We start from the raw sequence: 12,839 nt of genomic DNA on the forward strand, positions 1-12,839 counted from the left end.
CCGGCGCCGATGGGCCCGGCCCCGGACGGACGGCGGGCGCCACCGGGTCGACCGGCACGGCACCGGACACGGGAGGCACCGACGCAGGGCCGGGGCCCGCGCTTCCAGTGCGGGGGCCAGGGCTTCCGGTGCCGGGGCCTGCTGGGTTTCCGGAGCCGGGCCCGGGCGGTGGCCGGGCGGGGAAGCCACCGACTGCCGCGCGACGGCCTCCGGCTACCGACGCGAGGCCGGAGTTGGGGCCCGCGCTTCCGGAGCCGGGCCCGGACAGTGGCCGGGCGGGGAAGCCACCGACTGCCGCGCGACGGCCCCCGGCCACCGACGCGGTGGCGGGGCCGGGGCCCGCGCTTCCGGTGCGTGGGCCGGGACTTCCGGAGCCGGGGCTTCCGGAGCCGGGCGGCGGCCGGGCGGGGAGGCCGCCGGCTGCCGCGCGACGGCCCCCGGCTCCCGCCGCGGCGCCCGTCCTGCGCGCCCGGGACCTGCGCGTCGCCTACGACGGGTTCACCGCCCTCGACGGCGTCGGCCTCGACCTCCCGCCGGGCCGCATCACCGCGGTCGTGGGGCCCAACGGGGCGGGGAAGAGCACGCTGTTCCACTGCCTGGCCGGAACCGTACGGCCGGTGTCGGGGAGGGTCCTGCTCGGGGACCGGGACGTCACCCGGCTGCCCGCGCACGCCCGGACCCGGCTCGGCATCGCGCGCACCTTCCAGCAACTGGCCGTCTTCCCCACCCTGACCGTGGCCGGGAACGTCCGGGTGGGCGCCGAGCAGGGGCAGGTCGTGGACACGTCCGAGGCCGCGGACGCGGCGGAGCGGGCCCTGCGGCTGCTCGGCCTGGCCGGACCCGTACGGGCGCTCCCGGCGGTGGACCTGCCCMCCGGCACCCTGCGCCGGGTCGAGCTCGCCCGGGCGCTCGCGGGGAGCCCGCGGGTCCTGCTGCTGGACGAGCCCGCGGCCGGGCTCGACACCGGGGAGGTGACCGCGCTGGCCCGGGTGCTGCGGGCGCTGGCCGCCGACGGCACGGCCCTGCTGGTCGTCGAGCACGACCTCGACCTGGTGACCGACCTCGCCGACACGGTGCACGTCATGACCGCGGGCCGGATCGTCGCGTCCGGCCCCGCCGGCCGGGTGGTCGGGGAGCTCGGCACGGTGATCGACGGATGAGCGGCCCCGCGGGCACCGGCGGGATCTCCCTGCGGCGGGCGCACGTGCGCTACGGCCCGCTGGAGGCCCTGCACGGGGTGACGCTCCACGCGCCCGCGTCCGGTGTCACCGTCCTGCTCGGCCGCAACGGCTCGGGCCGTACGAGCGTGCTGCGCGCCCTCGCCGGGACCGTGCCCCTGGCGCGGGGCGCCGTGGTCTGGGACGGCGCCGACGTCACGCGCCTGCCCGCGTACGAACGGGCCCGCCGCGGGCTGTGCCTGGTGCCGGACCGCGGCGCGGTCTTCGGCTCGCTGACCGTCCGGGAGAACCTGGAACTCGCGGCGGGCGGCGACCGGTTCGAGGCCGCCCTCGACGGCTACCCGCAGCTCGCCGCCCTGCTGCCGCGCAGGGCCGGCACGCTCTCCGGCGGGGAGCGGCGCATGCTCGCCCTCTCCCGCGCCCTGCTCGCCCGCGCGCGCGTGGTCCTCGTCGACGAACCGGCCCAGGGCATGTCCCCCGCGGTCGCGTCCCGCACGTACGAGCTGCTGGCCGGCCTGGACGCGGCGGTCCTGCTGGCCGAGCAGCGCCTGCCCCCGCCCCTGCGCACCGGGACGGCGTTCGTGTACGAACTCCGCCGCGGCGCGGTCGCGTTCAGCGGCGAGGCGACGGAGCGGCGGGGGTGACGGACGGGACCGGCGTCGCCGGTTTCTCCGGTGTCTCCGGTCCCGCCGAAAGCACCGGTGCCGTCGCCGTCACCGAAGGGGCCGGTGTCCCCGGTGCGGCCGGTGTGGCCGAAGGAACCGGCGTCGCCGGGCTCGCCGGGGTCGTCGGGCTCGCCGGGGTCGTCGGTGTCGCCGAAGGCGCCGGTGACGCCGGGGGCCGCGGTGCGCTCGGGCGGCCCGGGGCGGGCTTCTGCGCGGGCCCGTCGCCCTTCTGGGGCTTCGGGCGGTGGGCCGTGGCCCCCGCCTCCGGGAGGCGCAGCAGCATGCCCGGGGTGAGCCGGTCCGGACGCGGGCCCACCGTCCGGCGGTTGAGCGCGTAGAGGGCCTGCCAGCCGCCCTCGACACCGTGCCGGCGGGCAATCGACGACAGCGATTCGCCCCGCTTCACCACGTGCGTCCGCCCCGCGAGCCGGTACCGCTTCGAACAGGCCGGCCACGCCTTCCAGCCCTGCACCCGCAGCACCCGCTCCGCCACCCGGATCTGCTCGTCCCGTGTGGCGAGGTCCGCGCGCGGCGCGTAGGCGAGGCCGCCGAACGCCCGCCAGGTGGGCTGCCAGAACTGCAGTCCCCCGTAGTAGCCGTTGCCGGTGTTCGCGTTCCAGCGCCCCCCGCTCTCGCACTGCGCGAGGCACCCCCAGGGCCACCGGTCCTTGGCGCAGCCGTACGGCGCCGGGGCCGGGGCGGACCGGGACACCACGGGCCCGGGCGCCGCGGACGACGGCGCCGCGGACGGTGGCGCCGCGACCGCGTCCACCGGGGCCGGCAGGGCGAGAGCGGCGACGACGACGGCCGCGTACCGCATGCGAGTGATCGGCATCGGGCCACGCTAGGCAGACCCCCCGCACCGTCCGGACCAGCCGCGCGGACGGCCGGCGCGGCCCCACCCGGTCGGCGGACCGGGTGGGGCCCCGGGGAGCCGGAGAGTCCCGGCGCGGGCGCCCGGTTCAGAGCTTCAGCCGCTGCCCGGGGACGATGAGGTCGGGGTCCCCGCCGACGACGGCCCGGTTGGCGGCGTACAGGCGCTGCCAGGTGGTCCCGTGCCGTGCGGCGACACCGCTCAGCGTGTCACCGCTGCGGACCGTGTGGACACCGCGGGAAGCGCTCCGGCCGGTGTGCCCCGTCGAGCGCTCCGCCGCCTCGGCGGACCTCGACGACTTCGCGGATCCCGAGGACTTCGACGACTTCGACGACTTCGGCGGGGCGGCCTTCTTCGCGGCGGTCCCGGGCGAGGCCGCCGCGGGAGCGCTCCCGTACGCGCCCGCGCGGACCGAGCAGGAGGGCCAGGCGCCCCACCCCTGCGCCCGCTGCACCCTGGTGGCGACAGCGATCTGCTGCGCCCTGGAGGCCCGGTCGGCGGTGGCCGCGTAGGCCGTGCCGCCGTACGCGCGCCAGGTGGAGGCGGAGAACTGCAGCCCGCCGTAGTAGCCGTTCCCGGTGTTGGTGTGCCAGTTGCCGCCGCTCTCGCACCGGGCGATGCGGTCCCACACCCCGCTGTCCGCCGCTGCGGCGCTGCCGTTCGCGGCGAGCAGTCCGAGCGGGGCGAGCAGGGCCGCCCCGGCGAGAACCGCGGTCGTACGGGCCTTGCGGGTGTTGTCGGCACATTCGGACATGTAGGTCCCTCTCGAAGGACCCGGGGTCCCCCAAGACGGTCCGGGGCCGGCGCGTCGGACGCGGTGGCCCCGCTCCGTCCCGTCCGCCGGAGTGGATCAGTGGTGCAGCCGGCGGATGTACCCGAGCGGTGCTCGCTGCACACGGCGGAGCAATCTAGGGGGCGAGAGGTCCGGTATCAACCAACTCGCCGTCACTCCAGGTCGATTCACCCTTACCGTAGGTATCGTCGATTTCAGGACACCCACTTCATTGAGGGATTTCCTGATTTGTCGACCGTTGACCCGATCGATCTGTGACCCACCTCACCGCGTCAACTTCCTTGCATGCCACAGCAGTTGGCATGGAGTGACAGATTCCGCCACCGGGTTCACCCTGTGCGCAGGATGGTTCGATTCCGTTCGCTCCCGGGCGTGACCCCCGCCACAGATCCTCCGTTGTCTTCTTCATGAGCCGGAAACCCATCCGGTTCACGGACCGGGAACCTCCGGCCACGACACGCACCGCATCCCGAGGAGCCACCCGTGCCGCGCATGCTCGACGTCAGCGACGACGTACGCGCCGAGATCGGCGACGAAGAAGCCGACCGGCTGCTCGCCGGAGACAACGCCCCGGGCAGTTACGACTGCACCTCCTGCCGCACCCAGGGCAACTCCGAACAGGAACGGACCAGCACCGTCCTGTTCATCGGCGACGAGACGGCCGTACTCGCGTTCGCCCACGCCACCTGTCTGCCCTCGCAGGTCGTCCAGGTGACCGAGGAGCAGCTGCAGGGCGCCGCCCGGTCCATCACCGGCGACGAGCGCCCCTCCGAGGCCCTGCCCGAGCAGGCCGTCCTCGGTGTCACCAGCGGTCTCGTCCTGCTCGGCGGCGAGCTGCACCCCGCGCTCGTCGTCGAACCGACCGGACGCATCGCCCGCCCGGGGACGGCGGGAGGCGGCGACGACTTCCTGCCGCTGCTCATCGAGCAGGGCTTCATGCCGCTCAGCAAGCTGACCGAGGTCCCGCCCGTGCTGCACGGCTGGTCCGTGCTGCTCGCCGTGGGCCAGCTGCACGCGGTCCTGCAGCCCGGCGCCAACGGCGGCTCGCCCGTCGCCTGGTGGCAGGCCCACCAGCCGCTCCAGGTCACCGACAGCTGGCGGACGGCCGCCAACAAGCACCAGCAGGTGCTGCTGTTCGCGGCGCCGGTCGGCTCGATCGGCCGCCAGCCCCGCGAGGACCTGCTGCGCGACGCCCTCGACAAGGCGGCGGCGAGCGGCCGGCTGGTGGCGAGCGCGATGCCGCTGGCCGGCACCTGAGCCCGGGTGTCCGGGGTCCCCGGCAGGACGGGCGCACTCCTGTGACCTGCGAAAGCGGGCCGTGAGCCGCATCCGAAGGGCGGCGGGGTCGTTGGCACGTACGTGCACACCTACGACGCCCCCCGCCGCCTGTCCCCCTCGTCCCCGATCCCGGCCGTGCGGTCGGCCCAGGACACCCCGGGCGGCCCTTCGGCCACCCCGATCTACGACGCGCTGTACGCGGAGTACCTCAGGACCTTCCGGGCCCTGCCGGGCGACCGCAGCGGCGAGGAGGAGTTCGGCCTCGCGGTGCTCGGTGGCCCGTACGGGACGGGCGCCCACGCACCGGCCGCGTACGGCGTGCGGCACGGCGCCGGACAGTACCGCACGGGATACGCGTCCGCGTACGACGGCCACCCCGTCACCTCCGTCTGGCAGCCGGTGGCGCGCCAGCACACGACGGGCCTGACCCCGGCGGCGCTGCCGCCGGCCCCGCGACGCGCGCACTGACGCGCACCGGGAGATACGGGAGAGGGCCCCTGCGGATCGCAGGGGCCCTCTCCCGTACCTCCCGTACAGCGGTCGCGCGACTACTTCTTGCGGCCGCGCTTCTCGCGCACCCGCACCGAGATGTGGATCGGCGTCCCCTCGAAGCCGAACTCCTCCCGCAGGCGGCGCTCCACGAAACGGCGGTAGCCGTGCTCGATGAAGCCCGAGGAGAAGAGGACGAAGCGCGGCGGCTTGGTGCCCGCCTGCGTGCCGAAGAGGATGCGCGGCTGCTTGCCGCCCCGGATCGGGTGCGGGTGGGCGGCGACCAGCTCGCCCAGGAAGGCGTTCAGACGGCCCGTCGGGACGCGCGCCTCCCAGCCCGCAAGGGCGGTCTCGATCGCCGGGACCAGCTTCTCCATGTGGCGGCCCGTGCGCGCCGAGACGTTCACCCGCGGCGCCCACGCCACCTGGAGGAGCTCGGTCTCGATCTCCCGCTCCAGGTAGTAGCGGCGCTCCTCGTCGAGGGTGTCCCACTTGTTGAAGGCGAGGACGATCGCGCGGCCCGCCTCGACGGCCATCGTCACGATGCGCTGGTCCTGGACGCTGATGTTCTCGCTGGCGTCCAGCAGGATGACCGCGACCTCCGCCTTCTCCACGGCGGCGGCGGTGCGCAGCGAGGCGTAGTAGTCGGCGCCCTGCTGGAGGTGGACCCGCTTGCGGATGCCGGCCGTGTCGACGAACTTCCAGGTGACGCCGCCGAGCTCGATGAGCTCGTCGACCGGGTCGCGGGTGGTGCCGGCGATCTCGTTGACGACCACGCGGTCCTCGCCCGCCACCTTGTTCAGGAGCGACGACTTGCCGACGTTCGGGCGGCCGATGAGCGCGATGCGGCGGGGGCCGCCGAGCGCGGTGCCGAAGGTCTGCGCCGGGGCCTCGGGCAGCGCCTCCAGGACGGCGTCCAGCATGTCGCCGGTGCCGCGGCCGTGCAGCGCGGAGACGGGGTGCGGCTCGCCGAGGCCCAGCGACCAGAGGTAGGAGGCGTCGGCCTCGCCGCTCAGGCCGTCGACCTTGTTGGCGCACAGGACGACGGGCTTGCCGGCCTTGCGCAGCAGCCGCACGACGGCCTCGTCGGTGTCGGTGGCGCCGACCTTGGCGTCGACGACGAAGACGACCGCGTCGGCGGCCTCGATCGCGTACTCCGCCTGGACGGCCACGGACGCGTCGATGCCGAGGACGTCCTGCTCCCAGCCGCCGGTGTCGACGAGCTTGAAGCGGCGGCCGGCCCATTCGGCCTCGTAGGTGACGCGGTCGCGGGTGACGCCCGGCTTGTCCTCGACGACGGCCTCGCGGCGGCCGATGATGCGGTTCACCAGGGTCGACTTGCCCACGTTCGGGCGGCCGACCACGGCGAGGACGGGGAGCGGGCCGTGCCCGGCCTCCTCCAGCGCGCCCTCGATGTCGTCGGCGTCGAAGCCCTCTTCCGCGGCGAGCTCCATGAACTCCGCGTACTCGGCTTCGCCAAGTGCCCCGTGCTCGTACTCCGAGCCGTCGGGCTGGATCTGGTCGTTCATGAAGTCCGTACCTCGTTCATCGTGGTGATCGGTGGAACCACCCGTACCGGGCGGTTCCACTACTCAAGTACTCAAGTGTGACTCAGCGGCCGGTGAGGCGCTTGGCGTTGTCCAGGTGCGCCGCGAGCTGCTTCTGGATGCGGACCGTCGCCTCGTCGAGCGCCGCGCGCGTACGCCGTCCGCTGCCGTCGCCCGCCTCGAAGGGGTCGCCGAAGACGACGTCGACCCGGCTGCGCAGCGGGGGCAGCCCCTTTATCAACCGTCCCCGCCGCTCGGTGCTTCCCAGGACGGCGACCGGCACGATCGGGGCGCCGCTGCGGACCGCGAAGTAGGAGAGCCCGGCGCGCAGCGAGGCGAAGTCGCCCTCGCCCCGGGTGCCCTCGGGGAAGATCCCGAGGACCCCGCCGTCCTCCAGGACGCCCAGCGCCTGGGTGATCGCGGTGCGGTCGGCGACCGTGCGGTCCACCTTGACCTGCCCGATGGCGAGCAGGAAGGGGTCGAGCGGGCCGACGAACGCCTCCTTCTTGATCAGGAAGTGCGTCGGCCGGGGTGCCACGCCCATGACCATCGGGCCGTCGATGTTGTGCGAGTGGTTGACGGCGAAGATCACCGGGCCGGTCGCGGGGACCCGCCAGGCGCCCAGGACGCGCGGCTTCCACAGCCCGTACATCAGGCCGACGCCGATCCGGCGGCCGACGTCCGCCCGCCGGGCGGTGGGGGCCGCGCTCACTTCGCGGCCCGCTTCTCCTCGACGAGGGTGACGACGCACTCGATGACCTGCTGGAGCGTGAGGTCGGAGGTGTCCACCTCGACCGCGTCGTCCGCCTTCGCGAGCGGGGAGGTCTTGCGGGTGGAGTCGGCGGCGTCCCGCTTGATCAGGGCCTCGCGGGTGGCGTTGACGTCGGCGCCCTTGAGCTCGCCGCTGCGCCGGGCCGCGCGGGCCTCCGGCGAGGCGGTGAGGAAGATCTTGAGGTCGGCGTCCGGCAGCACGGTCGTGCCGATGTCCCGGCCCTCGACGACGATGCCCTGCGCGGCCTCCGCGGCGATCGAGCGCTGCAGCTCGGTGATCCGGGCGCGGACCTCGGGGACGGCGCTGACCGCGCTGACCTTCGAGGTGACCTCCTGGGTGCGGATGGGGCCCGCGACGTCCGTGCCGTCGACCGTGATCGTCGGCGCCGAGGGGTCCGTGCCGGACACTATCTCGGGCTTGCCGGCCGCGGCCGCGATCTGGGCGGGGTCGGTGACGTCGATGCCGTTGGTCACCATCCACCAGGTGATCGCCCGGTACTGGGCGCCCGTGTCCAGGTAGCTCAGACCGAGCTGCGCCGCGACGGCCTTGGAGGTGCTCGACTTGCCCGTGCCGGAGGGACCGTCGATGGCGACGATCACGGCCGGGGCGGTCCGGGCGGCGGTGGATTCCACGGGTGCGGGCACCTTCCTGGTACGGGGGGCTGGGCTCGTTCGGGACGCGAGGGCGTCCCGAACAAGGTTACTGGCTTCCCGGGGCCCTTCTGACGGGCCCTGTGCGGGGGCGTCCCGCCGGTCCCGGTCGTGCGTCGGGTGCGGGTGGGTGGGGGCTGATCGCGCAGTTCCCCGCGCCCCTGAAAAGCCTGCGGTCGGCCGCGCCGTTTCGAGCTACTGGCGGATGGCCCAGCCTCGGTCCCTCAGTGCTGTCGTCAGGACGGGGGCCGCCGTGGGGCTCACCATCAGTTCGATCAGGCCGGCCTGCTGGCCGGTGGCGTGCTCGATGCGGACGTCCTCGATGTTGACGCCCGCGCGGCCCGCGTCGGCGAAGATGCGGGCCAGCTGGCCCGGCTGGTCGTCGATGAGGACGACGACGCTCTCGTACACGGTGGGCGCGGTCCCGTGCTTGCCCGGGACGCGGACCTGGCCGGCGTTGCCGCGGCGCAGCACGTCCTCGATGCCGGTGGTGCCCGCGCGGCGCTTGTCCTCGTCCGAGGACTGCAGGGCGCGCAGCGCCTGCACGGTCTCGTCCAGGTCGGCGGAGACGTCCGCCAGGAGGTCGGCGACGGGACCCGGGTTCGCGGAGAGGATGTCGATCCACATCCGCGGATCGGACGCGGCGATGCGGGTCACGTCACGGATGCCCTGCCCGCAGAGCCGTACGGCCGCCTCCTCCGCGTTCTCCAGGCGCGCGGCGACCATGCTGGACACCAGGTGCGGCATGTGGGAGACGAGCGCGACCGCGCGGTCGTGGGCGTCGGCGTCCATCACGACCGGGACCGCCCGGCAGTGCGAGACGAGCTCCAGCGCCAGGTTGAGCACCTCGGTGTCGGTGTCCCGGGTCGGCGTCAGCACCCAGGGGCGCCCCTCGAAGAGGTCTCCCGTGGCGGCCAGCGGGCCCGACTTCTCGCGGCCCGACATGGGGTGCGACCCGATGTACGCGGACAGGTCCAGCCCCAGCGCCTCCAGCTCCCGGCGCGGCCCGCCCTTGACGCTGGCCACGTCGAGGTAGCCGCGCGCTACCCCCGACCGCATCGTGTCGGCCAGCACCGCGGCCACGTGCGCGGGCGGCGCCGCGACGATCGCGAGGTCGACGGGCCCGGCGGGCGGCTCCTGCGTGCCGGCGCCGAGCGCGGCGGCGGTACGGGCCTGCTCCGGGTCGTGGTCGACGAGGTGCACGGCGACGCCCCGCCCGGCGAGGGCCAGCGCGGCCGAGGTCCCGATGAGCCCGGTGCCGATGACGAGTGCGGTCCTCACTGGGCGATGTCCTTGCGCAGGGCGCCCGCCGCGCCCAGGTACACGTGGGCGACGGCGCTGCGCGGCAGATCGGTCTCGATGTGCGCGAGGACCCGTACGACCCGGGGCATCGCCCCCTCGATGTCCAGCTCCTGCGCACAGATCAGCGGTACGTCGACGATGCCGAGCTTGCGCGCGGCGGCCGCCGGGAAGTCGCTGTGCAGGTCGGGGGTGGCCGTGAACCAGATGCTGATCAGGTCGTCCTGGGTCAGCCCGTTCCGCTCCAGGACGGCGGTGAGCAGTTCGCCGACCTGCTCGTCCATGTGCCCGGCCTCGTCCCGCTCCAGTTGGACGGCGCCCCGGACCGCTCGTACCGCCACGGTGATGCTCCTTGCTGATGTACGGATCGGTTCCCGCCGATGTACGGATCGGCTGTGGTCCGGCCAGCCTAGCCAGCCGCCGGCCGGCCGACGCGCGCCGCCCGCCTGCCGAGACGGCCGTCCCGGGGGCGCGGAAGTGGCTCCCGTACGCCTCTGGACGCAGGGGTAGCGGGTCCGCTTGCATGGTGGGGCCGTCCGCGCCATGCCTCGGGGGAGGCCCGATGAAGCGTTCCGGACCACTTCTCACGCTCCTCGCGGGACTGCTGCTCGCCCTGTTCATGCTGTCGCTCAACGCGACGACCGGGACGCGCACCACGTCGACCGGGAGCGACGCGCCGGCAGAGGTCCTGACGGCGAGCCCGGTGCCCTCCGGGAAGGCCACCGGCACGGCCGCGCCCGGCGAGGCGTCGCCGTCCCCCGCCCCGTCGAGGTCCGCAGTGGCGGACGCCGACTACGCGGGCCGCACCGACGACGACTCCTCCGCGGTCGCGGTGACGCTGCGCGACGGGAAGGCGATCGCGTACTTCTGCGACGGCCGGGACCAGGAGTCGTGGCTGAAGGGCGACGTCGGGACCGACGGCCGCATGCGCCTCACCAACCAGCAGGGGCAGGTGCTGGACGGCCGGCTGAGCGGCAAGCGGATCAGCGGCACCGTCGACATGGGGCGGCGCACGTACGGCTTCACCGCCGACAAGGCCGTCAAGCCGTCCGGGCTGTACCGCGCCACCGCCACCGTGCGCGGCGCCGAGGTCGACGGGGGCTGGATCGTGCTGCCGGGCGGCCGCCAGGTCGGCATCCTCAAGCGCGACGGCACGGCCGGCCCCGCGCCCCGCATCGACCCGGAGACCGGCGCCGTGACGGTCGACGGGAAGCGGCTCACCGCCGAACCCGTGACTCCGTAGTGCCGCAGCTTCGCCCCCCGCTCCATCACCGCGTGACCGCAGGGAGCCGACCATGACCGTCGACCCGAACGCCGCCACCGGGACCGCCACCAGGAACGCGATGGCCTGCGGCGCGGGCCGCAGCAGGGGCGGGTGCAGCGTGGCGGACGCGCCCGCCCGGTACAGCGCGGCGGGCTTGCCCCGGCCCCCGGTCAGCCGCGCCGCGCCCGGCACCGGTTCGACGAAGCCGGGGGTGGCGAGGACCTTGCGCCGGAAGTTGGGCCGGTCGAGCGCGCTGCCCCACACCGTCTCGTAGACCTGCTGCAGCTCCCCCAGCGTGAACTGCCGCGGGCAGAAGGCCGTGGCGAGGCAGGTGTACTCCAGCTTGGCGCCGATCCGTTCGCGGGCGTCGGCGAGGATCCGGTCGTGGTCGAAGGCGAGCGGCCCGAGCCCGTCGTAGGGCAGCCAGCGCGCGTGCGCCGCGTCCCCGCCGCCGCGCGGTTCCGGCGCGTCCGGCAGCAGTGCGGTGTACGCCACCGAGACGACCCGCATCCGGGGGTCGCGGTCCGGTTCGCTGTAGGTGGCGAGCTGCTCCAGGTGCAGCCCGGAGACGTCCGACAGGCCGGTCTCCTCGGCGAGTTCGCGCCGCGCCGCCGTCCCGGCGGACTCGTCCGGGAGCACGAACCCCCCGGGCAGCGCCCAGCGCCCCGCGTGCGGCTCCTGGCCGCGCTCGATCAGCAGGGCCTGCAGCGCCCCCGCCCGGACCGTGAAGACCGCGAGGTCGACGGTGACGGCGAAGGGCTCGAAGGCGTGCTTGTCGTAGCCCTCCATGCCCCCTCCTCCTGTGCTCCCTGCCGGGCGGAGCCAGGGACCGGGACCACCCCCGTGGGCCCTGCTCCACCGGCCGCGCCCGGCAGGGGCGCTCCTTAATGGTCAGTACGACTATAAAGAGCGGGCCGCCCGCCCACAACCCCCCGGACGCACCTCGGCCGGTCCCGGGAGAGTCCCGGAACCGGCCGATGCCGTACTGCGAGCCCCGCGGGGGGGCGCCGGTGCTAGAGGCCGACCTCCGCCATCAGCATCCCGACCTCGGTGTTGGACAGGCGCCGCAGCCAGCCCGACTTCTGGTCGCCGAGGGTGATCGGCCCGAAGGCCACCCGCACGAGCTTGTCGACCGGGAAGCCGGCCTCGGCGAGCATGCGCCGCACGATGTGCTTGCGGCCCTCGTGCAGCGTCACCTCGACGAGGTAGTTCTTGCCGGTCTGCTCGACGACCCTGAAGTGGTCCGCCTTCGCGTACCCGTCCTCCAGCTGGATGCCGTCCTTGAGCTGCTTGCCCAGGTCGCGCGGGATCGGGCCCACGATGTGCGCGAGGTAGACCTTCTTCACACCGTACTTGGGGTGGGTCAGGCGGTGCGCCAGTTCACCGTGGTTGGTGAGCAGGATGACGCCCTCGGTCTCGGTGTCGAGCCGTCCCACGTGGAAGAGCCGCGTCTCGCGGTTCGTCACGTAGTCGCCCAGGCACTGCCGGCCCTCGTTGTCCTCCATGGTGGAGACGACACCGGCGGGCTTGTTGAGCGAGAAGAACTGGTACGACTGCGTGGCCACGGTCAGCCCGTCGACCTTGATCTCGTCCTTCTCCGGGTCGACGCGCAGCCCCTGCTCCAGGACGATCTCGCCGTTGACCTCCACCCGCGCCTGCTCGACCAGCTCCTCGCAGGCGCGCCGCGAACCGTAGCCCGCGCGCGCGAGCACCTTCTGCAGGCGCTCGCCCTCCTGCTCGGCGCCGGGGAAGGTCTTGGGCGTCTTCACCTCGGGACGGCCCGCGTACCGGTCGCGGTTGCGCTCCTCGGCGCGCGTCTCGTACTCGCGCGAGCGCGCGTTCTCGGTGCGGCCGCCACGGGACTGACCCTGCCGGGGGCCGCCCTTGGCGCCGCCACGGGCGGAGGCGCCGCGGCCGGACTTGGGACCGTCCGGCGAGGCGCCGGGACCCACGTCGTAGCGGCGCTCCTCGGGACGGGGCTTGCTGGGGCGCTTCGGCCTGTCGTCGGCCCCTCCCGCCCTGTTCTGCTG

At 74.5% G+C, this 12,839-nt stretch carries 13 protein-coding genes and 1 pseudogene; 5 read left to right on the forward strand and 9 right to left on the reverse strand.

All coding sequences use genetic code 11. From position 1 onward, the window contains the following. The first annotated feature begins 350 nt into the window (after window positions 1-350). Both FGF04_RS21125 and FGF04_RS21130 read left to right on the forward strand, forming a co-directional pair. Window positions 351-1,160, forward strand: a complete 810-nt coding sequence (locus tag FGF04_RS21125; protein ID WP_188114165.1) for an ABC transporter ATP-binding protein — start codon at window positions 351-353, stop codon at window positions 1,158-1,160. Continuing rightward, on the forward strand, window positions 1,157-1,822 hold the full coding sequence (locus tag FGF04_RS21130; RefSeq protein ID WP_149512881.1) for an ATP-binding cassette domain-containing protein: 666 nt from the start codon (window positions 1,157-1,159) through the stop codon (window positions 1,820-1,822). The genes FGF04_RS21125 and FGF04_RS21130 overlap by 4 nt, the downstream gene beginning before the upstream one ends. Here FGF04_RS21130 and FGF04_RS42080 read toward each other — a convergent pair. After that, entirely contained in the window at window positions 1,791-2,678 is an 888-nt protein-coding gene (locus FGF04_RS42080; protein WP_223146396.1) for a LysM peptidoglycan-binding domain-containing protein, read from the reverse strand. The genes FGF04_RS21130 and FGF04_RS42080 overlap by 32 nt on opposite strands. Before the next feature lie 127 nt (window positions 2,679-2,805). Further along, window positions 2,806-3,471, reverse strand: coding sequence for a LysM peptidoglycan-binding domain-containing protein (locus FGF04_RS21140; protein ID WP_149512882.1), 666 nt, complete (start codon window positions 3,469-3,471; stop codon window positions 2,806-2,808). Window positions 3,472-3,993: 522 nt separating this feature from the next. Here FGF04_RS21140 and FGF04_RS21145 point away from each other — a divergent pair. Both FGF04_RS21145 and FGF04_RS21150 read left to right on the forward strand, forming a co-directional pair. After that, on the forward strand, window positions 3,994-4,767 hold the full coding sequence (locus FGF04_RS21145) for a hypothetical protein (RefSeq protein WP_149512883.1): 774 nt from the start codon (window positions 3,994-3,996) through the stop codon (window positions 4,765-4,767). 102 nt (window positions 4,768-4,869) lie between these two features. Further along, window positions 4,870-5,256 carry a hypothetical protein gene (locus tag FGF04_RS21150; protein WP_149512884.1) on the forward strand — a complete coding sequence of 129 codons (387 nt, stop codon included), beginning with the start codon at window positions 4,870-4,872 and terminating at the stop codon, window positions 5,254-5,256. A gap of 80 nt (window positions 5,257-5,336) precedes the next feature. Here the strand turns inward: FGF04_RS21150 and der are convergent, their stop codons facing one another. The 5 genes from der to aroH form a co-directional block, all read right to left on the reverse strand. Further along, a complete protein-coding gene (gene der, locus FGF04_RS21155; RefSeq protein ID WP_149512885.1) occupies window positions 5,337-6,806 on the reverse strand; it encodes a ribosome biogenesis GTPase Der in 1,470 nt (489 codons plus the stop codon). Between the two features lie 82 nt (window positions 6,807-6,888). Beyond that, window positions 6,889-7,575: a lysophospholipid acyltransferase family protein gene (locus tag FGF04_RS21160; RefSeq protein ID WP_149512886.1), complete on the reverse strand. Its 687-nt coding sequence runs from the start codon at window positions 7,573-7,575 to the stop codon at window positions 6,889-6,891. Next, a complete protein-coding gene (cmk, locus tag FGF04_RS21165; RefSeq protein ID WP_149512887.1) occupies window positions 7,533-8,228 on the reverse strand; it encodes a (d)CMP kinase in 696 nt (231 codons plus the stop codon). The genes FGF04_RS21160 and cmk overlap by 43 nt, the downstream gene beginning before the upstream one ends. Window positions 8,229-8,441: 213 nt before the next feature. Further along, window positions 8,442-9,527: a prephenate dehydrogenase gene (locus FGF04_RS21170; protein ID WP_149512888.1), complete on the reverse strand. Its 1,086-nt coding sequence runs from the start codon at window positions 9,525-9,527 to the stop codon at window positions 8,442-8,444. Beyond that, window positions 9,524-9,886 (reverse strand): chorismate mutase, encoded by a 363-nt coding sequence (gene aroH, locus FGF04_RS21175; protein ID WP_149512889.1) that lies wholly within the window; start codon window positions 9,884-9,886, stop codon window positions 9,524-9,526. Before aroH ends, FGF04_RS21170 begins: the two co-directional genes overlap by 4 nt. Window positions 9,887-10,107: 221 nt before the next feature. On the opposite strand from aroH, the gene FGF04_RS21180 reads away from it, so the two are divergent. Next, window positions 10,108-10,788, forward strand: a complete 681-nt coding sequence (locus tag FGF04_RS21180; protein ID WP_149512890.1) for a hypothetical protein — start codon at window positions 10,108-10,110, stop codon at window positions 10,786-10,788. A 114-nt stretch (window positions 10,789-10,902) separates the two neighbouring features. On the opposite strand, the pseudogene FGF04_RS21185 reads toward FGF04_RS21180, so the two are convergent. Both FGF04_RS21185 and FGF04_RS21190 read right to left on the reverse strand, forming a co-directional pair. Then, window positions 10,903-11,598, reverse strand: a pseudogene (locus tag FGF04_RS21185) (NUDIX hydrolase); the annotation flags it as partial. A 224-nt stretch (window positions 11,599-11,822) separates the two neighbouring features. Next, window positions 11,823-12,839: pseudouridine synthase (locus FGF04_RS21190; RefSeq protein ID WP_235882428.1), on the reverse strand; the 1,017-nt coding region annotated here is incomplete at its 5' end.

The organism is Streptomyces apricus, assembly GCF_008369065.1.
Taxonomy (GTDB): domain Bacteria; phylum Actinomycetota; class Actinomycetes; order Streptomycetales; family Streptomycetaceae; genus Streptomyces; species Streptomyces apricus.